This is a genomic window from Symbiopectobacterium sp., assembly GCF_051710365.1.
In the GTDB taxonomy this organism is placed as follows: Bacteria; Pseudomonadota; Gammaproteobacteria; order Enterobacterales; family Enterobacteriaceae; genus Symbiopectobacterium.
The window spans coordinates 1-21807 of sequence record NZ_JBPETA010000001.1 but is presented as its reverse complement, the minus strand read 5'-3'; the positions used below and the strand labels follow the sequence as shown (position 1 = coordinate 21807).

Sequence of the window (21807 nt, the reverse complement as noted above, 5' to 3'; positions counted from 1 at the left end):
CAGCTCGCAATAAAAACGGAAACCGATTGTAGCAGAAAGCCACGCAGATCTTGATGGCAGGATTCGCCTTTACCGATCCACATCAGACATGCATCGTGCTACATTGCCAGCCATCGGCGTCGGCGTGAGGCCTGTTCAATTCACGCTTCTTAATCACATGAAAGGTATTCCCATGGCGAAAACGGCATCTGCACTGCATATTCTGGTCGATACAGAACAACAGGCGAATGATCTACTGGACCAATTGGCGCAAGGGGCAGACTTTCAGCAGTTAGCCAAAAAGCACTCTACCTGCCCATCCAAACGGGATGGGGGCAATCTGGGTGAGTTCCGTCAGGGCGATATGGTGCCCGCTTTTGACAAGGCGGTATTTTCCTGCGAATTGCTGAAACCCTTTGGACCGGTAAAAACCCAGTTCGGCTATCACATCATCAAGGTGCTGTACCGCAACTAAGCGTTCTGGCAACCGGCGTTCTGTGTTGTTGCGCCGCGCAGTGTGCGCGGCGCGTACGGAGTGATTACTCCGTCATCATCAGCAGGCTGGCATTTCCCCCCGCTGCCGCCGTATTCACGCTGAGCACACGTTCATGCCATAACCGCTCCAGTGGGATCGTGTCACTGCCGGGTTCACAGCCGAGCAGAGGAATAATCGCTCCCGTCCATTGCGTAATCTGCTGATTAACCTCACGCAGCATGTCGCTCTCGCCGTGACAGATAACCGCGCCAATATGCTCACTTTCCTGTTGCCATTCCGGCGTAAAACGGATGCGGCTCTGCACTTCCAGTGGCAAGCTGCGGGCAAGTTCACGTAACGCTGCACTGTCAGGCCATAATGCGTTACTGCCCACGGCCAGCAGCGCCGCCAACTGGCGCAGAATATCATCGCTTTCCTGCGCCAGACACAACACGTTATCGCGCGGTGTCAGCATATAGGTATTGCGTTCGCCAGTAGGCCCCGGCAGCGGGCGTATCATACCGCTGACGGCGCCCCCAGGCACGGTAGCGCTGCGCCGCTTCGAACACTGCCAGCCGTCCCTGTTGTTGCGCCCAGTCAACCAGTAGCGCAAACCCCGCACGTTCCGGCGTCGTTGCCAATGTGGCATTGACGCCCAATGCGCTACTCGCTGCGCTGGGTAGGCCAGGCGGTGTTCTCTGCAAGCGTGGCAATAGAGCGGCCCGCCCGCTTTCGGCCCCGTACCGGACAGCCCTTCGCCCCCGAATGGCTGAACGCCGACCACAGCCCCCACCATATTGCGATTGACGTATTGGTTACCCACATGCGCCCGCTGCGTGATACGCGAAATGGTTTCATCAATCCGTGAATGGACGCCCAGCGTGAGCCCATACCCCAGGGCGTTGATCTCCTCAATCAACGTATCCAGCCCCTCTCGGGCATAACGCACCACGTGCAGCACCGGACCAAAGATCTCTTGTTGCAAGCTGGCTACGTGCTCCAGTTCAATCAGCGTCGGTAATACAAAGGTGCCCTGTCGCCATGAGGCCAGGCACGCCTGTGCGCCAAAAGCCGCCTGAAACACCGAATGCCCTTCCGCTTGCATCAGGTGAATATGTTGCTCGATCCGTTCGCGGGCTTCATCGTCAATCACCGGGCCGCAGTCCGTTGCCAGACTGTCGGGATTGCCCACGCGAAACTGCGCCATGGCGCCACGCAGCATGTTCAAGGTCGCTTCTGCAATGTCCTCCTGAAGACAGAGCAGACGCAATGCTGAACAACGTTGCCCTGCGCTGTCAAAGGCGGAGGCCATAACATCGCTGACCACCTGCTCCGTCAGCGCGGACGAATCGACAATCATGGCATTCATCCCACCGGTTTCAGCGATCAGCACCGCAGGTTGCCCGTGCGCATCCAGCCGGTCTGCCAACGTGCGCTGCAAGCTCTTGGCAACCGCGGTAGATCCGGTAAACAGCACGCCATTGACGCGCGCATCGCGCACCAGCGCCGGGCAGCAGTTGCAACACATCAGGCGCAATGCCAGCCTGATGCAGCAGTTGCACCGCCAACGCGGCTACCAGAGGCGTTTGCTCCGCCGGTTTTGCCAGTACCGCATTCCCCGCTGCCAGTGCGGCAGCAATCTGCCCTGTAAAAATGGCCAACGGGAAGTTCCACGGACTAATGCAAACCACCACGCCCAGCGGGCAAACCTGTTCCAATGACACCGTAGCAGACTGCCGTGCGTAATAGCGCAAGAAGTCCACCGCTTCGCGTATTTCAGCAATGGCATTTGGCACGGTTTTCCCCGCCTCGCGCACCAATAACCCGATGAACTGCGGATACGCCGCTTCCAGCAAGCTGGCAGCGCGTTGCAGGCTGGCAATCCGCTGCGGAAGCGACGCCGCCGAGAACCGTTCTGCGGCCTGCACCGCACGGCCCAACGCAATGCGCACATCCTCCTCGCTGGCATCACGCACGTACCCCACGATATCGTGCTGTTGGGCCGGATTGATCACTGGCCGAGCCGCCAGCGGCGATGATGCATCGACCATAATCGGTGCCGCATGCCGTACCTGCGCGGCGTCGGCGCTTAAGGCCGCAGCGAGCATTTGCAGGCGGCGCTCATCGGTCAGGTCTACGCCTTGCGCATTGCAACGTTCTGCACCGTAGAGTTGAGCGGGTAGAGGAATTCGCGGATGCGGGCAGCCGGGAGCCCCCTCTTTGTAAGCCAGCGCCTGCACTTCAGCTATCGGGCTGGCAATCAGTTGCTCCAGCGAGACCTCCGCATCCGCAATACGGTTAACAAATGAGGTGTTGGCACCATTTTCCAATAAACGTCGCACCAAATAGGCCAGCAGGGTTTCATGGGTGCCGACGGGGGCATAGATCCGACAGGGGCGCGCCAACTTGCCCTGTTCTTCGGGACCGACGACCTGCGAATAAAGCGCCTCCCCCATACCGTGCAGGCATTGAAATTCATATTGTCCAGGGTAATAACTGTCACCGGCCAGCGTATACACCGCGCTCAGGGTATGAGCATTGTGGGTAGTGAACTGCGGGTAAATGGCATCCGGTGCCGCCAGCAGTTGGCGGGCGCAGGCCAGACAGGCGACATCGGTATAGACTTTACGGGTATAGACGGGGTAATCCTCCAGGCCGTCTATTTGCGTGCGTTTGATTTCGCTGTCCCAGTAGGCACCTTTCACCAATCGCACCATCAGGCGTCGCTGGGTACGCTGTGCCAGGTCGATAAGGAAATCAATCACAAACGGGCAGCGTTTCTGGTAGGCCTGCACCACAAAACCGATCCCTTTCCACCCCGCCAGCGCAGGCTCATGGCACAACCGCTTCAACAGATCGGGGGAGATCTCTAGCCGTTCCGCTTCTTCCGCATCAATATTAATGCCGATGTCGTACTGCATCGCCTGCAACGTCAACGCCAACAAACGGGGATAGAGCACCTCCATGACGCGATCGTACTGCGCGCGACTATAACGTGGATGCAGCGCCGACAGCTTGATGGAGATACCCGGCCCCTCATACACCCCGCGCCCCTGCGATGCCCTGCCAATCGCATGAATCGCCTGCTGATAAGCGTTGAGGTAAGCCTCCGCATCCTGCTCGGTGAGGGCCGCTTCGCCCAGCATGTCATAGGAATAGCGAAATCCCTGCTGTTCCAGATGTTCCGCGTTGGACAGCGCCTCATCGATGGTTTCTCCAGTAACAAACTGCTCCCTCATCAGGCGCATCACGCGATCCATCCCCAATCGAATGACCGGCTCGCCCCCCTTGTTAATCAGTTGCTTCAGGGTGTGTGCCAGACGCGTTTCACTGTGCGTCGCAACCAGCTTTCCGGTCAGCAGCAGTCCCCAGGTTGCCGCATTGACGAACAGCGATTGCCCTTTCCCTAAATGGGAATGCCAGTCTCCGCTGCTGATCTTGTCACGGATCAGCGCATTGCGCGCTGAGGCATCGGGAATGCGCAGCAACGCTTCTGCCAGACACATCAGCGCAACCCCCCTCTGACGATGACAGGGAAAAGGCCTGTAACAAACTTTGCACCCGTCCCGCTCGCCCATGGGTCTGCTGTTCACGCCGCAGCGTCTGCGCCAATCGATAGGCCAGCGCCTGCACCGCCGGGGCCATTGATGCCATCGGTTCTACCCGCTCGAGCAGTAACGGCACCATTTCGCCCTCGGAACGGCGGTATGCCGCCGTGATAGCATCACGCTGCGGTGAACGGGGTAAAAGCGTTTGAGTGAAAGCTAAAAACGGCTGATAGTTTCCTTCCTGACGAGATTGCGGCGTAATCTCCGGCGCGCGTTGAAATGCTTTACCCTGCTCTGGTGTGATGTCAGGAGCCTTACCATCGCGCTCGACGGCGTCGAGATAACAAAAAATAGCGTACTCAATCAACCAATGCGATGTGCGATCAAGGCGCTGCGCTGTACGTTCGATACGATTGCGGGTCGCATCGTCAAGCTTTACCGCTATAGTGGAGAATCCCATCGTTTCACTCCAGTGAAGCCAAGATAATCATCGATAGTGAGGGATCGGATAACGTTGATTTGTTGAAGGTATGCCTTCGAAGCTTGGCCGTCGTTATCGGATTATGCAACCTGGTTTTCGCGAGTTGCCATAAGATGCAATGCAGTTAACAAGTGTATAACATTGGTGTGACGGGGAAATATAACAAATCGTTAACGCTTTGCATTATAAGAAAAAACAGGCTGCACGAGGGATGCGCAATCGTGCAGACTGCGCTTTACCTGACGTCGTTCCCGTCAGGTTATACCAACAATATGATTTGCCTTTATGCCCTATGGGGATAGACAGGGCGCTTTAACTTGGAGATTCTAATGACAATGAGTACACCCATGCTGGTGACCTTTCTGGTGTATATCTTCGGAATGGTCTTGATCGGCCTGGCCGCCTATCGCTCAACCACCACCCTTGGCGACTATATTCTGGGTGGACGCCGGATGGGCAGTGTGGTCACGGCACTTTCAGCGGGGGCTTCTGACATGAGCGGCTGGCTGCTGATGGGGTTGCCAGGCGCGATATTTATTTCCGGCATTTCTGAAAGCTGGATCGCTATCGGACTGACTATCGGCGCTTACCTCAACTGGCGCTGGGTTGCAGGCCGTCTGCGCGTTCACACAGAAGTGAACCACAACGCGCTGACCTTGCCAGACTATTTCACACACCGTTTCGAAGACACCAGAAAAATCCTGAGAGTCATTGCGTCCTTGATTATTCTGGTGTTTTTTACCATTTACTACGCTTCTGGCATCGTTGCCGGTGCCCGCTTGTTCGAAAGCACCTTTTGCATGAGCTACACCACCTCATTGTGGGTCGGTGCAGCCTCTACCATCGCCTATACCTTTATCGGTGGCTATCTGGCAGTCAGTTGGACGGATACGGTACAGGCCACGCTGATGATTTTCGCCTTGATCCTGACACCGGATGGTGATTCTGGCGCTGGATGGAATCGATACGTCTCTGTTGGTTATCGCGGCGAAAAACCCGGCCAATCTGGATATGTTCAAAGGGTTGGACGTTATCGCCATCATTTCGTTGCTGGGTTGGGGTCTGGGCTACTTTGGACAGCCGCACATTCTGGCGCGCTTTATGGCGGCAGATTCTCACCACACCATTCGCAGCGCACGCCGCATCAGTACGACCTGGATGATCCTGTGTCTCGCGGGTGCGGTGAGCGTGGGCTTCTTCGGTATCGCCTACTTCAGCAATCATCCGGAACAAGCGGGCAACGTCACCAACAATGCCGAGCGGGTATTTATTGAGCTTTCCATGCTGCTGTTTAACCCGTGGATCGCCGGTGTGTTACTTTCCGCTATTCTGGCGGCGGTAATGAGCACCCTGAGCTGTCAGCTGCTGGTCTGTTCCAGCGCCATTACCGAAGACTTGTACCGCCCCTTCTTCCGTCCCGGCGCTACGCAGCGCGAGCTGGTCTGGGTTGGTCGCATTATGGTGTTACTGATTGCCATCATTTCAATCGTGTTGGCCGCCAACCCAGAAAACCGCGTGTTGGGGCTGGTCAGCTACGCTTGGGCCGGCTTTGGGGCCGCGTTTGGCCCGGTGATCCTGATTTCCCTGCTGTGGCCGCGTATGACGCGTAACGGCGCGCTGGTCGGTATGCTGATCGGAGCTGCCACGGTGATTATCTGGAAACAGAATGCCTGGTTTAATCTGTATGAAATCATCCCCGGCTTTCTCTTTGCCAGCCTGGCGATCTTTATCGTTAGCCTGATGAGTCGTGCGCCTTCCAAAGCCGTCACCGATCGCTTCCAACAGGCGGAAACCCAGTTCCAGAGCCGCTAAGGAACGATGTGTTTCACGCATAAAAAAGGCGCAACCACGGTTGCGCCTTTTTTCATTGCCGAAGTAATGCGTTTATTCTTAGCCTGCAACCGCAATGCGTTTCATGTCTTTCATGTAGCCACGCAGTTTCTGACCAACCGCTTCGATCGGGTGGTTGCGAATCGCATCATTGACGTCGCGCAGCTGCGCATTGTCCACGCTGCTGGCTGCCACCGGTTTACCGATGTCGCCCGCTTGCAGTGAAGCCATGAATGCCTGTTTCAGCAACGGCACTGCGGCATTCGCGAACAGGTAGTTACCGTATTCTGCGGTGTCAGAGATAACCACGTTCATTTCATACAGACGCTTACGTGCAATGGTGTTCGCAATCAGCGGCAGTTCGTGCAGCGATTCGTAGTAAGCGGATTCTTCGATGATGCCCGCGCTTACCATGGTTTCGAACGCCAGTTCTACACCGGCTTTAACCATAGCGATCATCAGTACGCCGTGGTCAAAATATTCTTGCTCTGCGATTTTACCGTCGAACTGCGGGGCATTTTCAAACGCGGATTTACCGGTTTCTTCACGCCAGGTCAGCAGTTTAATGTCGTCATTGGCCCAGTCTTCCATCATGCCGCTGGAGAACGCACCGGAGATGATATCGTCCATGTGTTTCTGGAACAGCGGTGCCATGATCGTTTTCAACTGCTCAGACAGCGCGTAAGCACGCAGTTTTGCCGGGTTAGACAGACGATCCATCATCAGCGTGATGCCGCCTTGCTTCAGCGCTTCGGTAATGGTTTCCCAGCCGAACTGAATCAGTTTTTCCGCATAGGCAGGATCGGTGCCTTCAGCAACCAGTTTGTCAAAGCTCAGCAAAGAACCTGCTTGCAACATACCACACAGGATGGTCTGCTCGCCCATCAGGTCAGATTTCACTTCAGCAACGAAAGAAGATTGCAGTACGCCCGCACGGTGACCACCAGTAGCGGCAGCCCAGGCCTTGGCGATCGCCATGCCTTCACCTTTCGGGTCGTTTTCCGGGTGAACCGCGATCAGCGTCGGAACACCAAAGCCGCGTTTGTACTCTTCACGTACTTCGGTGCCCGGACATTTCGGCGCCACCATCACCACGGTGATGTCTTTACGGATCTGCTCACCCACTTCAACGATGTTGAAACCGTGAGAGTAACCCAGAGATGCACCCTGCTTCATCAGCGGTTGAACAGACTGAACCACAGCGGAGTGCTGCTTGTCTGGCGTCAAGTTCACCACCAGATCCGCCTGCGGGATCAGCTCTTCATAGGTGCCGACTTTAAAACCGTTTTCAGTCGCTTTACGCCATGACGCACGTTTTTCCGCGATAGCTTCTGCACGCAGCGCATAGGCGATATCCAGCCCGGAATCACGCATATTCAAACCCTGGTTCAGCCCTTGCGCGCCGCAACCGACGATCACCACTTTTTTGCCTTTCAGGTAGTTCGCTTCGTCTGCAAATTCTTCACGTCCCATGAAACGACATACACCCAATTGCGCCAACTGCTGACGCAGGTTCAAAGTGTTGAAATAGTTAGCCATGCACAACTCCGTTTAATCTGTTAATTGCGAGTGTTCAGAAGAGGTTTCCTGTCAGGGAAGCCTGAATGCCCTCATGATATGACAGGAAAAGTATTGCTTAAATTGATATATTAACAAGATGACATTGCAATAACTGCAAGACGAAAATGAGGCCGTGCGCACATGGATTTACGAGATTTGAAACTGTTTCTGCACCTGTGTGACAGCCGCCATTTCGGGCGCACCGCCAAAGCCATGCACCTGAGTCCGTCAACCTTGTCACGCCAAATCCAACGACTGGAAGAGGATGTCGGGCAAACCCTGTTTTTACGTGATAACCGCATGGTGCAACTGACCGATGCAGGTGAGCAATTGAAACAATTTGCTCAGCAAACGCTGCTGCATCACGAGCAGTTGCGCCACGCCATTGGGCAACGAGGGCCTTCATTGAGCGGTGAGCTACGCATTTTCTATTCCGTGACTGCCACCTATAGCCATCTAACGCCGATCCTCGACCGTTTCCGCGCCCAGCATCCGCTGGTCGAAATCAAGCTAACAACCTGCGATGCCGCCGATGCGGTGGAAAAAGTGCAGTCCAATGAAGCCGATCTCGGCATCGCGGGCCACCCGGAAACCTTACCTACCACCATCGATTTTATGCCTATCGGCAAGATCCCCCTGGTACTAATTGCCCCAGCGCTGGCATCACCGGTGCAGTCGATGGTACGGCAACCCAATCCAGACTGGGCACAGATTCCGTTTATTTTGCCCGAACACGGCCCGGTGCGAAAACGAATTGATGTCTGGTTCCGTCGTCACCACATCGCCAATCCGCTGATTTACGCCACCGTGTCGGGGCACGAGGCAATGGTGTCGATGGTGGCACTGGGCTGCGGCATCTCGTTGATCCCGGACGTGGTGCTGGAAAACAGCCCAGAGCCAGTGCGTAACCGCGTTTCCGTATTGCTGGAGCAAGCGATGGAACCGTTTGAACTCGGCGTTTGCGTGCAGAAAAAGCGACTCAATGAGCCATTGATTGCCGCGTTCTGGCATATCTTGCAGGACAGTGTTTGAGGGATTACCAGCGGTAGCTAACCGTCGCGATAATCGAGCGTCCAACGCCGTAGAAGCAGGCTTCGTTATTACTGCAAGAGGCCACATAATGCTTATCGGTCAGGTTGTTGACATTGATCTGCAACACCGCACCTTTCCACTGCGGTGAGGCTGAGCCCAAATCATAGCTCACCATCGCGTCATACAGGATGTAGTGCGGCACACTGAAACTCTCCTTGTTATCGCCATAGCTACTGCCGATGTAACGTACACCGGTTCCCACAGTCAGCCCGGCCAGCGGGCCGTAGTGAACAAAGTAGGTGCCCCAGGCGGAGGCCATATGGCGTGGCGTCGCCGCTGGCCTGTTCCCTGCTGGCGTGCTCGCATTGGTGCTCTCTTTCGTCTCCGCCTCCGTATAACTGTACGCCGACATCAGGCTCAGTGCGGGTGTGATTTGGGTATGGAGTTCCGCTTCAGCGCCTCGTGATTCGACTTTGCCAATTTGCTCGTTGAACTTGAGTTTGCTGTTCCATGACGTGATGTTTTTCTGCGTGATGTCAAACAACGATAGCGTTAACAAGGTGTTGCGGCCCACTGGCTAAAACTTTATCCCCACTTCAGTTTGCTCACCGGTTGTGGGTTTGAAGGGTGCCGACCCCGGAATGCCGCTGTCCAGATTAGGCTCAAAGGAAGTGCTGTAGCTGATATAGGGTGAAAAACCATTCTCAAACGCATACAGCAGCGCCGCGCGACCGGTAAAATCATCATCATTCGACTGCCTTTTGGCATTGTTGAGCGTGCTCTCGTAGGTACGAATTTCTGTCCAATCGTGACGCCCAGAGAGTAGCAGGTTCCGCTGCTGCCATACCGCCTGATCCTGCGCATAGAGCCCTACCTGATCGAGCTTTTTAAACGCGCTGCGTACCAAGGGCAAGTCGCTGTCATTTTCCAGATAAGACCCACCATAGTGAGGGTGAGCCCAATCAAAATCGTACTGACTTCCGCTATTGAGCCACAAATTAGCGTCACACTTCTGCCAGATATAATCCAACCCAGCCAGTAGGGTATGGTTGACCGAGCTAGTGACGAAGTTTGCTTTCAATTGGGTATCGATCCCCAATTCATCAGCATCTATTTTTTCACGTTGCTGGTTACGCGTTAGCGTAGTATCCGTGACGCTGCCGCCGGTGCTGTAAACCAGAGATTTATAGTTATCATGCAACTGTGAGTAGCGCAGATCCTGTTGAACAGAAATCGCCCTGTTAAAGGAGTGCCCAAAAATATAACCGAACGCTATCTGCTCACGCGTTGAGTGATGGTAATTCGGATCGCTGACATTCAGCGAGTAAGGGATATAACCGGCGTTGGTGGCAAACACCGTGCCGTAAGCGGGCAGGAAGTTACGAAAACCCGCCTCAGGGTCGTATTGGTAACGGGTCAGTACGGTCAGACTGGTGTCGGCATTGGGCAACCACGTCAACGCCAGGGCAATCGCAATGCGTTGTTGTTTGGCATCTTTAACAAATTGCTGCCGGGTATTGGCTATCCCGTTCAAGCGATATAACAGTGCGCTGTCATCGCTTAGCACACCGCCGAAATCAAACGCGGCTTCACCAAAACGTTGGTTACCCGCACTAAACTGTACGTGGCGAATCTTTTCCGCCGTGGGACGTTTGCTGGTCATAATAACCGTACCGCCAGGATCGACCTGACCATACATGACAGACGCCGGGCCGCGAATCAATTCAACGCGTTCTAACAACCAGGGATCGATCTTTCCAATACAGGCACCTTGCCCGATCAGGCCAAAACTCAGCCCATCAAGAAATTTAGGCGCATAGCGAAAACCGCGCATGATGGTTTCATCATTGCGGTTAGAGGAGCCCCGGTAATTTGGAAGCACGCCGGCAGAGTAATTAAACGCATCGGAGACGGATCTCACCCGCTGCTTGTCCATTTGTGCGCGCGTGACCACCGCAATCGACTGTGGCGTCTTTACCAACGGCATTTGCGTTTTTGTACCGGCGGCACTCTGTTTCGCTATCATTCCACCAGCGGGGAACGCGGTATTTTGCTCGTCTTGTGCAATGACCACCATCACATCAGCGTTACCGGTTACCGTTTCGGCGGCCAACGTTTGCACAGCCATTAATAGCGACGATGCAACACTCAGTACCGTGACATAACCGAAAAATAACCGCCCAATGAGGTAAAATTTCCTTTTATTTTCAGACACACGCTCATCCTTCACTGCAATACTATTTTTATGCATCACAAATAAGCCAACATATTCGTGGCTGATAATGCAAAAAAAAGACTATTTCAAATGCAAACTCGTCTCAATTGCATTTATGCAATTGCATTAATTTTTCTTACTTTGCATTTAACATTGCGTTGTAAAAATGAAAGGGATTCACCATGGGGATGTTCTATCGTTACAGCCTTGCCGTCACGAATCTGCTCCTGATGTCTGGTGAACGTGAACCGCAAGACATATCATTTTCGCAGGAAAATGCCACAAGACATCCCTGATAAGACCGAATCACTCGGGCTAACACCCGATACAATTAGTGAATAGCTTAACGTCACTCCGCCGTCGCGAATATCAGTTTTCGATTCTGGACATGCCGCTACGTTGTTAACACATCGGCCAACAGGAAGAGATTGTGTTAAACGGTCATGGCACTCTACGTTGGTGCACTGGACTGGCGGAGCAGCGCAGATGGCTGTATAACAAACACTAATTGCTCAAGGAATGAAACAGGATCCCCTATGAAGCTCTCTGTGTTCTCTGCCGTGGCGGCATTGGCGGCTTGCGCGTTTGTGCCTCATGCACAGGCTGTCTCGTTCGACTGTGCCAATGCCACCAGCGCGCAGGAAAAACAGATTTGCCAAAGCCCGCTGCTCGGCCAGTTGGATGATGAACTGGCGCAGGAGTGGAAGACCGCACGATCGGCGCTGACCACCTATACACAGAGCCAGCCCTTTGAACAGGCATTAAACCTGTTTCAACGCAGTTGGCTCACCACGCGTAACCAATGCCAGGATGAGGATTGCCTGCGCCAGCGCTATCAGCAGCAGCTTAACCGACTGCGCTACCTCAATCAGGTGGCCCAGCACGCGTTACCGACGCCCATTACCCCGATCAAAACCACCGGGTGTTTCCATGGGGCGTTCAGCTACGAGGATTATTTGCAGGACCTCACCAAGGAAGAATACGACAACCTCGGCAGCTATTTTCAGGAAATGTACGATCAGAAAGCACCCTATAATGAGGTCGGTTTGGACATGACGCAGGAAAAAGGGAAAATCAGCGGCAACATTTCCGTCGCGTTCCGCTACGCCAACCGGCTGGATGACGGTGAGTTTACCGCCCGCCAGATGAGTGATACGCAGGCGATTGGCCGCCGGGAAAGCAGCTTTGGCGGCACCACCAAGATCCTGTTTACCTGCGTGAGCGATGACGAAATTCGCATCTCGACGTTTGATACGCAGGGCGAAAGCTACCTGTTCAACATGGTGATGACGCGGCAAAAACCCTAACGTTCAAAACGCGCTGACGCCGGGAAGCTCGACCAGCTTCCCTCCTCCTGTTCAGGCGTCAGCCGCTTCATGCTCTCAATGCCCATCAGATAGCGATACAGCGGCTCCAGTTGGCGAAAACCCTGTGCCAGCGTGGTAACCAAATCAGCAGAAAACAGCGCGTCCATATCTTGCCGCGTGGTCATGGCAGCGAAGGATTTACGGTTGTACCAGGTCGCCAATTCCGCAGGCTGATCCTTGATAAGTGGACGTTTATAGCTTTCGCCTTCCAGCGTAAACGTAGGCGCCAGACACGCGGCCATTGCCAAAAAGGCCTGCGGGTTGTCGCGCAGCGTCTGGCGAAACAGCGCCATGGTATCGCGCGTGGCGCTGTAGTATCCCAAGCCATAACGCCAGAAATCCGGGCCAATTTCGAAAAAGTACACCGGCGCGTCCGTCCAGTCTTTACGCGGGCGTTTAAACGTCAGCCACATCTGGCTGTGGTAGCGGGATTTGTCGTGAGAAAAACGGGTATCACGATGGATACGCGACAGGGTTTTGCCAATGGCGGGACGAATTTCAAACTGATCGTCGATCGGTAGCATCGTCAGGCTCAAATCATCGACCAGCGCGCGAAACGGGGCAACCAGCGTCTCATCGTATATCGCGCGGTTGTCGTCAAACCACTCTTTGCTGTTTTCCTGTCGAACCTGTTGAAGAAAAGTCAGGCTCTGCTGCGAGAAACCGTTGAACGTCGTCATGATGGTCTGCCATTGCTAATCCCTTGAATGGCAACCACGATAGCGCGCCCGGCGGTGAAATTCCACCGTCGGGCACACTGACATTACGCCGCGTTACCGGCCAGGAAGAAACGAAACGCCGGATTTTGGGTTTCGTCATGGCACTCGTAGCCCAGCGCCTGCAAACGTTGCTCAAACTCCAGATCGCGCTCGGTCACTTCGAACGCCGCCAGCACGCGACCAAAATCGGTGCCGTGGCTGCGATAGTGGAACAGCGAGATGTTCCAGTGCGTGCCGAGCGTGTGCAGGAACTTCAGCAGCGCTCCGGGAGATTCCGGAAACTCGAAGCTGTAAAGCTGTTCCCGCAACGGCTTGGAAGGACGTCCACCGACCATGTAACGCACATGGAGCTTCGCCATTTCATCATCGGAGAGATCGACCACCTGATAACCGCCCGCGGAGAGCTCTGCAATAATCTCATCCCACTCCGCATGACCACGCGTCAGACGCACCCCCACGAAAATGCAGGCGTCCTTGTCATCGGCGTAGCGGTAGTTGAACTCGGTCACCGAGCGACCACCCAGCAGTTGGCAAAAGGTCAAAAAGCTGCCCTTGCGCTCAGGGATGGTTACCGCCAGCAATGCCTCACGCTGTTCACCCAGTTCACAGCGTTCAGAGACGTAGCGCAGGCCGTGGAAGTTGACGTTGGCACCCGACAGAATATGCGCCAGCCGTTCACCCTGAATGCCGTGCTGCTGGATATACTTCTTCATCCCCGCCAGTGCCAGTGCACCAGACGGCTCAGCTATCGCCCGCACATCTTCAAAGATATCCTTCAGTGCGGCACAAATCGCATCGCTGTCCACGGTGATGACATCATCCAGATATTCCCGGCACAGACGGAAGGTTTCATCGCCGATGCGCTTGACCGCCACGCCTTCGGCGAACAATCCAACGCGCGGCAAATCCACCGGGTGTCCGGCATCCAATGCCGCACGTAAGCATGCGGAATCTTCCTCCTCAACGCCGATCACTTTAATCTGCGGCATCAGTTGTTTGATCAACACCGCCACGCCGGCTGCCAGACCACCGCCACCGACTGGCACAAACACGCGATCGAGATGCGCATCCTGCTGCAACAGCTCCATCGCCAGCGTTCCCTGCCCGGCAATCACGGCCGGGTGATCGAACGGCGGAATGAAGGTCATATGCTGCTCTTGCGACAGCGCAATCGCACGGGCCTTGGCTTCGTCGAAATTGGCGCCGTGCAGCAGCACTTCACCGCCAAAACCGCGCACCGCATCCACTTTGATATCCGCGGTGGCGACCGGCATGACGATCAGCGCCTTGATGCCGAGCTTACTGGCCGAAAGCGCCACGCCCTGTGCGTGGTTACCGGCGGAGGCCGTTACCACACCGTGCGCTTTCTGCGCTTCGGTCAGGGTTGCCAACATGGCATAGGCACCACGCAGTTTGAAACTGTGCACCGGCTGACGGTCCTCGCGCTTCACCACAATGGTGTTGCCAAGACGCGCCGAGAGTTTATCCATCGGCTGAAGCGGCGTCACCTGTGCCACTTCATAGACCGGCGCGCGCAACACCGCACGCAAATACTCCGCGCCGCACGGAGCGTCGGGGAGAGGGAGTGATACCGCCATTGAACTTAGCCTCCCAGCTTGCTCTTATCGCGTACCGCGCCTTGGTCCGCGCTGGTTGCCAGACTGGCGTAAGCACGCAAGGCAAAGGACACCTGACGCTGACGGTTTTTCGGCGTAAAGGCAGCATCGCCGCGCGCCAGCTCCGCATCGTGACGGCGTGCCAGTTCATCTTTCGCTACCACCAGCTCAATGGTACGGTTAGGAATATCGATGGCAATGATGTCACCCTCTTCCACCAGCCCGATGGTGCCGCCACTGGCCGCTTCAGGCGAAGCATGACCGATGGAAAGCCCAGAGGTGCCGCCGGAGAAACGACCGTCAGTGATCAATGCACAGGCTTTACCCAATCCCATGGATTTCAGGAAGCTGGTCGGGTAGAGCATCTCTTGCATGCCCGGCCCGCCTTTCGGCCCTTCGTAACGGATAACCACAACATCACCCGCGACCACCTTACCGCCCAGAATGGCTTCCACGGCGTCATCCTGCGATTCGTACACTTTGGCCGGACCACGGAACACCAGGCTACCTTCATCCACACCGGCGGTTTTTACGATACAGCCTTTTTCCGCGATGTTGCCGTACAGCACAGCCAGACCGCCATCCTGACTGTAGGCGTGCTCACGCGCACGGATACAGCCCTGTTCACGATCGGTATCCAGCGACTCCCAGCGGCAATCCTGTGAAAACGCCTGTGTGGTACGAATGCCCGCTGGCCCTGCGGAGTACATGCTTTTCACCGCGTCATCATCGGTCAGCATGACGTCGTAAGCGTTCAGCGTTTCCGTCAGGCTTTTGCCCAGCACATTACGCACATCGCGGTTCAGCAATCCGGCACGATCCAGTTCGCCCAGAATACCGATCACCCCACCCGCACGGTGTACGTCTTCCATGTGGTATTTCTGCGTGCTCGGTGCCACTTTACACAGCTGCGGCACACGGCGTGACAGACGGTCGATGTCGTCCATGGTGAAATCCACTTCTGCTTCCTGCGCGGAGGCCAGCAAGTGCAGAACGGTGTTGGTGGAACCGCCCATGGCGATGTCCAGCGTCATGGCGTTTTCAAACGCAGCCTTGGTCGCGATATTTCGCGGCAGCGCGCTAGCATCATCCTGCTCGTAGTAGCGTTTAGTCAGTTCAACGATACGCATACCCGCGTTCAAAAACAGTTGCTTACGATCGGCGTGGGTCGCCAGCAGCGAGCCATTGCCCGGCTGTGACAGGCCCAGCGCTTCCGTCAGGCAGTTCATCGAGTTAGCGGTAAACATGCCGGAACAGGAACCGCAGGTCGGGCAAGCGGAACGTTCGATCTGATCGCTATCCGCATCGCTGACGTTCGGGTTAGCCCCCTGGATCATGGCATCCACCAAGTCCAGTTTGATCAATTGGTTAGAAAGCTTGGTTTTCCCGGCTTCCATCGGACCGCCAGAAACAAAGATCACCGGGATGTTCAGGCGCAGCGAGGCCATCAGCATTCCGGGGGTGATTTTGTCGCAGTTCGAAATGCACACCATCGCATCGGCGCAGTGGGCATTGACCATGTATTCGACCGAATCTGCAATCAGCTCACGTGATGGCAGGGAGTAGAGCATGCCACCGTGCCCCATCGCGATACCATCATCCACCGCAATGGTGTTGAACTCTTTGGCCACGCCGCCAGCGGCTTCGATTTGCTCCGCCACCAGTTTGCCCAGATCACGCAAGTGCACGTGGCCCGGAACAAATTGTGTGAACGAGTTGACCACGGCGATGATCGGCTTGCCGAAATCGGCATCGGTCATTCCGGTGGCACGCCACAGGGCGCGCGCACCTGCCATGTTACGGCCATGCGTGGTTGTGGCTGAACGGTACTTAGGCATACTCTGTTACTCCAGTGTGTGTTTCATCCCCTTTCCTGCTCCCGTTCAGCGGCGACTGGCGTCTTGGGTTCGTGAAGCAAAGGAAAGGGGTGTATTAATCTTTCTTGTTACGATTACGGGTTAACCTGATCTAACCAGCCCCATTTGTCTTCGGTTTCGCCGGTAAACAGGCAGAAGAACGCTTTTTGTAGTTGTTTGGTGACTGGGCCACAACGACCAATGCCGACCTGAATACCGTCCACGCTGCGCACCGGAGTGATTTCCGAGGCAGTGCCGGACATAAAGACCTCATCCGCCAGATAGAGCGACTCACGCGACAGCACCTGCTCACGCACTTCCAGCCCCAGGCTCTGCGCCAGTTTGATAATGGCGTCACGGGTGATACCCGGCAGCGCTTATGAGGTGAACGGCGGGGTAAACAACACTCCATCTTTCACTTCAAACAGGTTTTCACCTGCACCTTCAGACACATAACCGTTGACATCCAGCGCAATCCCTTCCTGATAACCGTGGCGACGCGCTTCGCTGCCCACCAGCAGGGAGGAAAGGTAGTTACCGCCCGCTTTTGCTGCCGTTGGAATGGTGTTGGCTAGGAGGACACCATGGCATCAATCCCCTGATCCAGTGCGTCTTCGCCCAGATACGCGCCCTAGGGAAATGCCGCAATGATGACATCCGTGACATAACCTTCCGGCGGATTCACGCCCATGCCAACGTCGCCAACGAACACCAGCGGACGAATATAGGCGCTTTTCAGGTCATTTTTACGTAGCGTTGCGCGGCAGGCTTCCATTAGGTCATCCACGCTGTACTGCACCGGCATACGATAAATTTTAGCGGAGTCGTGCAGGCGGCGCATATGTTCACGGTGACGGAATACCACCGGGCCTTTATGGGAATCGTAACAGCGCACCCCTTCAAACACGGACGTACCGTAATGCAGCGCATGGGACATCACGTGTACTTTAGCTTCCGCCCACGGCACCATCTCACCATTGAAGCTTTGCTTGTCATTATCCTTTCTAATGCCTTCAGGCACGTATTTGTTGTGATGTGTGGGGTTGTATTTCAACACAAGCGATATCAAGCAGCTTGCTTAACTGTGTTGACAATAAATCCACCGGCCGTTGGCTGGCAACGGTCAATTCGATATTGATGTGGTCGGGGTTGGAGGCCGTCATCATGTTCATGGCACACACTCGGAAACCGCGGTGGCGTACCACGCGCAGCACGCGCTCCAGCATTTCGGGACGAAAGCGAGCCTGTATGGAAAGTTGATGGTGCGTCATTCTCTGTTCTCCTGCCATTATTCGGTACGTTCCAGCATGGTTTCATTCCCGGCACCCGGTGGAACCAGCGGCCAGACGTTTTCCAGTTCATCGATAGAGACATGCAGCAAGTACGGCCCATCACTGCTCAACAGGGCATCCAGCGCGGCATCGATCTGATCTTTTCGGGTTATGCGTTGCCCTGGAATACCAAATGCGCTTGCCAGGGTCAGAAAATCGGGGTTATCGGAGAGGTTGGTTTCGCTATAACGTTCATTGAAGAACAACTGCTGCCACTGCCGAACCATGCCTAACCGTTGGTTATCCAGCAGCACGATTTTTATCGGCAGCTGTTTTCGTTTGATGGTGCCCAGCTCTTGCACGTTCATCATGAAAGAGCCGTCACCGGAAATACACACCACGGTATCTTCAGGGCGGGCTACCTGCGCGCCGACTGCCGCTGGCAAACCAAAGCCCATGGTGCCTAACCCGCTGGAGGTGATGAAATTTTCCGGACGGGAAAAACGCATGTGCTGTGCGGCCCACATCTGGTGCTGGCCGACATCGGTGGTGATCACGGTTTCCGCAGGTTTGCGTTCAGACAGGGTTTTTAACAGCGCGGGCGCATAGATGGCTTCACCCGGATGATCGTAACGCCACGGGTATTCGGCTTTCAGCGCCGCCACCTCTTGACGCCAGGCGTCAATCGCCAGCGGCTGGGCCAATGCAGGCAACAGCGTGTTCAAATCCCCCGGCAGCGCCACGTTGGCCTGGCGCAATTTACTCAGCTCTGCCGGATCGATATCCAGATGGATAACCGCTGCATGAGGCGCAAACGCATTCAGTTTACCCGTCACGCGATCGTCAAACCGCGCACCGACGGCAATCAGCAAATCACACGCCTGCACCGACAGGTTAGCCGCTTTGGTACCATGCATGCCCAACATGCCGAGGTAGTGCGGATGCTCGGCATCAACGGCACCCAATCCTTTCAGCGTAACGACGGAGGGAATGCCCGTCTCAGCAATGAACGCACGCAGGGCAGGCACCGCCTGCGCCATGCCCACGCCACCGCCGGCGTATAACATCGGTTTTTTCGCCGCCGCCAGCATGGCGCGCGCTTGCTCGATGGCCTGCTTGGGGAAATTCGGCTGACTGTCATCGACTGGCGTAAACTGCGGGGCTATCTCACTGGTGGCCAACTGGATGCCTTTTGGGATATCCACCAGCACCGGGCCGGGACGACCGCTGCTGGCGATGGCGAAGGCTTCTGCCATGATCTCCGGCAGCGACTCCAGCGAATCCACTAGGAAGCTGTGTTTGGTGCAGGCCAGCGACAGGCCCAGCACGTCGATTTCCTGAAAGGCATCAGTACCGATCAGCCGTGAAGCCACCTGACCGGTAATTGCCACGACCGGTACGGAATCCAGCAGCGCATCCGCCAACCCGGTGATCAGGTTAGTGGCACCTGGGCCTGAGGTGGCGATACACACGCCTACCTTGCCGGTCGCGCGGGCATAACCAAGCGCCGCCATGGCAGCGCCTTGTTCATGACGGCACAACAGGTGCTCAACGCCGCCGTCGTAGAGTGCATCGTAAACCGGCATAATCGCGCCGCCCGGATAACCAAACACGGTATCGACACCTTGCGCCCGCAACGCTTGCACCACCCATTGAGCCCCATTCATAGTTTATTTCCCCGACGCTGCCGGGGAGAAATAGGATTTTATGCTGTAAGACATACTCCACTCCCTTCTGTAGTTTTTACCGCCCAACAAAAAAACCCCCGACCTTACGGTGCGGGGTTTTTTTGAATTACGGCTTGATTTTTAAGCCATTCTTCGTCTCAGCGACGCCCCGCACGGTGGGTTAATAATCACCACCACGCTAATAATGACTAGGCTAATCACGAGGGAGAACGCTTTCATAAATGGTTTGTTCTGTCATCACTGTCGAACGAATACCTAAGAAGTTACCACAGACTTAGCGCCACTGACAATATTTTTTTCTAACGCGCAACGAAAACCGATGAAAAAATCTGCGTTAAATGCAAATTAATCATATAGATATAAACAATTATTCATATTGTGCTTTTTCTTCGAGCTTTCACCGACGACGTCATCGATTCACGCAAAAGCTGCAAACCAGCGCCCATTCCAGAGGAAACGCACTGTATGGTAACCACCTTTGTGCGAACCGTTGCTGATAACGTTGTTTTTATACTGCCGCTTAGGCTCAGGATAGCGCACGCTGTCGGGATTGACAGGAGGGAGCCTTATGTCGCTGGCTGTTACCTATACGCGCGCAATGATTGGCATTCAGGCCCCTTGCGTGACGATCGAAGCCCATATCAGCAATGGCTTGCCCGCACTAACGCTGGTTGGCCTGCCGGAAACCACGGTTAAGGAAGCACGGGATCGGGTGCGCAGCGCACTGCTCAATGCCGGGTTCACCTTTCCCGCCAAGCGGATCACAGTCAATCTCGCCCCAGCGGATTTGCCCAAAGAGGGCGGGCGCTACGATCTGCCCATCGCATTATCGATTCTGGCAGCCTCAGAGCAGATTTGTGGCAAGGCGTTAGCGCAGTATGAGTTTCTGGGTGAATTGGGATTATCCGGGGCGCTGCGTGCGGTTACCGGCGCGATCCCGGCAGCCATCGCGGCTGGCAAGGCGGGCCGGCAGCTTATTTTGCCACTGGCTCATCAGCAGGAAATGGCGCTTATCGGGCACGGCGAAGTACTGCTGGCAGAACACCTGAATGCGGTGTGCGCCTTTTTGCACAGCGGTGAGCCGTTAGCCAGCAGCCAGGCGGTTGAAGTTCATGCGCCCGACCTCAACAACGACCCGGATCTGGCAGACATCATTGGGCAAGAGCAGGGAAAACGGGCGCTCGAAGTCACTGCCGCCGGAGGCCACAACCTGCTGCTGATGGGACCCGGCACCGGAAAAACCATGCTGGCCAGCCGTCTTGCCGGGCTATTGCCCCCGTTGAGCAATGAAGAGGCGCTGGAGGTGGCCGCCATTAACAGCCTGGTGAGCGCTGCGGATACGACTCTGGGTTTGTGGCACACTCGCCCCTTTCGAGCGCCGCACCGCAGCGCATCCATGACGGCACTGGTGGGTGGTGGCGGATTGCCAAAACCGGGAGAGATCTCGTTGGCGCACAATGGCATCCTGTTCCTCGATGAGTTACCCGAGTTCGAGCGGCGTGTACTGGATGCCCTGCGAGAACCGTTAGAGGCTGGTGAAATCGTGATTTCCCGCACGCGGGCTAAAGTGAATTATCCTGCCCGCGTTCAGCTCGTCGCCTCCATGAACCCCAGCCCATCGGGGCACTATCAAGGTATCCATAACCGCTTGCCGGTACAGCAGATCCTGCGCTATCTGGGAAAACTCTCCGGGCCATTTCTCGACCGATTCGATCTGTCGATTGAAGTTCCGCTACTGCCTCCCGGAACGCTGCACAAACAGGGGCGACAGGGAGAGCGCAGCACCGACGTTCAAGCACGCGTATTGACGGCACGAGAGAGGCAACTTGCACGAGCGGAGAAAATCAATGCGCGCCTGACACCGCCGGAAATGGATATTCACTGCCGCTTGCACGAAGAGGATGCCGTCTGGCTGGAGGCGTTAATGACCAAGCTGGAGCTGTCTGTGCGTGCCTGGCACCGCATTTTGAAGGTAGCAAGGACCATCGCCGATCTGGCGCAACAGCCCGATATCCAGCGCGACCATTTGGCGGAAGCGATAAGTTATCCGTCATTCCGCACCTGATTTTTCTTTTTTCGGGACTTGACGGTATTCTGAAGTTCTGAATTTATTACTGCTTTTTGCAGACCAATCAGCATGAGTACTCCCCACGTTACCATCCGTAACCTT

11 protein-coding genes and 4 pseudogenes are annotated in these 21807 nt (G+C 55.5%); 5 read left to right on the top strand and 10 right to left on the bottom strand.

Translation table 11 applies throughout. The features are described from left to right. Nucleotides 1-172 precede the first annotated feature (172 nt). On the top strand, nt 173-454 hold the full coding sequence (ppiC, locus tag ACTBDZ_RS00075; RefSeq protein ID WP_252320717.1) for a peptidylprolyl isomerase PpiC: 282 nt from the start codon (nt 173-175) through the stop codon (nt 452-454). A gap of 64 nt (nt 455-518) precedes the next feature. On the opposite strand, the pseudogene putA reads toward ppiC, so the two are convergent. Beyond that, nucleotides 519-4462, bottom strand: a pseudogene (putA, locus tag ACTBDZ_RS00070) (trifunctional transcriptional regulator/proline dehydrogenase/L-glutamate gamma-semialdehyde dehydrogenase). A gap of 350 nt (nt 4463-4812) precedes the next feature. On the opposite strand from putA, the pseudogene putP reads away from it, so the two are divergent. Beyond that, a pseudogene (gene putP / locus ACTBDZ_RS00065) lies at nt 4813-6295 on the top strand (sodium/proline symporter PutP). Between the two features lie 78 nt (nt 6296-6373). Here the strand turns inward: putP and ilvC are convergent. Next, a complete protein-coding gene (gene ilvC / locus ACTBDZ_RS00060; protein WP_438813738.1) occupies nt 6374-7852 on the bottom strand; it encodes a ketol-acid reductoisomerase in 1479 nt (492 codons plus the stop codon). Between the two features lie 162 nt (nt 7853-8014). On the opposite strand from ilvC, the gene ilvY reads away from it, so the two are divergent. Further along, the gene (gene ilvY / locus ACTBDZ_RS00055; RefSeq protein WP_438813737.1) at nt 8015-8905 is read left to right on the top strand and encodes an HTH-type transcriptional activator IlvY; all 891 of its coding nucleotides are present in this window, start codon (nt 8015-8017) and stop codon (nt 8903-8905) included. 4 nt (nt 8906-8909) lie between these two features. Here the strand turns inward: ilvY and ACTBDZ_RS00050 are convergent. Further along, a pseudogene (locus ACTBDZ_RS00050) lies at nt 8910-11033 on the bottom strand (TonB-dependent siderophore receptor). A 623-nt stretch (nt 11034-11656) separates the two neighbouring features. Between ACTBDZ_RS00050 and ACTBDZ_RS00045 the strand changes: the two are divergent. Next, the gene (locus ACTBDZ_RS00045) at nt 11657-12427 is read left to right on the top strand and encodes a lysozyme inhibitor LprI family protein (protein ID WP_438813736.1); all 771 of its coding nucleotides are present in this window, start codon (nt 11657-11659) and stop codon (nt 12425-12427) included. Here ACTBDZ_RS00045 and ACTBDZ_RS00040 read toward each other — a convergent pair. The 7 genes and pseudogenes from ACTBDZ_RS00040 to ACTBDZ_RS00010 all read right to left on the bottom strand — a co-directional run bounded on the left by ACTBDZ_RS00040 (nt 12424) and on the right by ACTBDZ_RS00010 (nt 19856). Then, a complete protein-coding gene (locus ACTBDZ_RS00040) occupies nt 12424-13170 on the bottom strand; it encodes a DUF2461 domain-containing protein (protein WP_438813757.1) in 747 nt (248 codons plus the stop codon). The two genes, ACTBDZ_RS00045 and ACTBDZ_RS00040, sit on opposite strands and share 4 nt — an antisense overlap. 80 nt (nt 13171-13250) lie before the next feature. Continuing rightward, a complete protein-coding gene (gene ilvA / locus ACTBDZ_RS00035; protein ID WP_438813735.1) occupies nt 13251-14804 on the bottom strand; it encodes a threonine ammonia-lyase, biosynthetic in 1554 nt (517 codons plus the stop codon). Between the two features lie 5 nt (nt 14805-14809). Further along, nucleotides 14810-16660: a dihydroxy-acid dehydratase gene (ilvD, locus tag ACTBDZ_RS00030; protein WP_438813734.1), complete on the bottom strand. Its 1851-nt coding sequence runs from the start codon at nt 16658-16660 to the stop codon at nt 14810-14812. 113 nt (nt 16661-16773) lie between these two features. Then, nucleotides 16774-17648 (bottom strand): annotated as a pseudogene (gene ilvE, locus ACTBDZ_RS00025) (branched-chain-amino-acid transaminase). Nucleotides 17649-17691: 43 nt separating this feature from the next. Next, the gene (gene ilvM / locus ACTBDZ_RS00020; protein WP_438813733.1) at nt 17692-17949 is read right to left on the bottom strand and encodes an acetolactate synthase 2 small subunit; all 258 of its coding nucleotides are present in this window, start codon (nt 17947-17949) and stop codon (nt 17692-17694) included. A gap of 17 nt (nt 17950-17966) precedes the next feature. Continuing rightward, nucleotides 17967-19616 carry an acetolactate synthase 2 catalytic subunit gene (gene ilvG / locus ACTBDZ_RS00015; RefSeq protein WP_438813732.1) on the bottom strand — a complete coding sequence of 550 codons (1650 nt, stop codon included), beginning with the start codon at nt 19614-19616 and terminating at the stop codon, nt 17967-17969. Between the two features lie 141 nt (nt 19617-19757). Beyond that, nucleotides 19758-19856, bottom strand: coding sequence for an IlvGEDA operon leader peptide (locus ACTBDZ_RS00010; protein ID WP_195314403.1), 99 nt, complete (start codon nt 19854-19856; stop codon nt 19758-19760). 349 nt (nt 19857-20205) lie between these two features. Here ACTBDZ_RS00010 and ACTBDZ_RS00005 point away from each other — a divergent pair, with 349 nt between their 5' ends. Further along, entirely contained in the window at nt 20206-21702 is a 1497-nt protein-coding gene (locus ACTBDZ_RS00005; RefSeq protein ID WP_438813731.1) for a YifB family Mg chelatase-like AAA ATPase, read from the top strand. Nucleotides 21703-21807 lie beyond the last annotated feature (105 nt).

Coding starts and splice junctions, on each gene's coding strand:
- ppiC (WP_252320717.1), top strand. CDS start 173: ATGGCGAAAACGGCATCTGCACTGCATATTCTGGTCGATACAGAACAA.
- ilvC (WP_438813738.1), bottom strand. CDS start 7,852: ATGGCTAACTATTTCAACACTTTGAACCTGCGTCAGCAGTTGGCGCAA.
- ilvY (WP_438813737.1), top strand. CDS start 8,015: ATGGATTTACGAGATTTGAAACTGTTTCTGCACCTGTGTGACAGCCGC.
- ACTBDZ_RS00045 (WP_438813736.1), top strand. CDS start 11,657: ATGAAGCTCTCTGTGTTCTCTGCCGTGGCGGCATTGGCGGCTTGCGCG.
- ilvA (WP_438813735.1), bottom strand. CDS start 14,804: ATGGCGGTATCACTCCCTCTCCCCGACGCTCCGTGCGGCGCGGAGTAT.
- ilvD (WP_438813734.1), bottom strand. CDS start 16,660: ATGCCTAAGTACCGTTCAGCCACAACCACGCATGGCCGTAACATGGCA.
- ilvM (WP_438813733.1), bottom strand. CDS start 17,949: ATGACGCACCATCAACTTTCCATACAGGCTCGCTTTCGTCCCGAAATG.
- ilvG (WP_438813732.1), bottom strand. CDS start 19,616: ATGAATGGGGCTCAATGGGTGGTGCAAGCGTTGCGGGCGCAAGGTGTC.
- ACTBDZ_RS00010 (WP_195314403.1), bottom strand. CDS start 19,856: ATGAAAGCGTTCTCCCTCGTGATTAGCCTAGTCATTATTAGCGTGGTG.
- ACTBDZ_RS00005 (WP_438813731.1), top strand. CDS start 20,206: ATGTCGCTGGCTGTTACCTATACGCGCGCAATGATTGGCATTCAGGCC.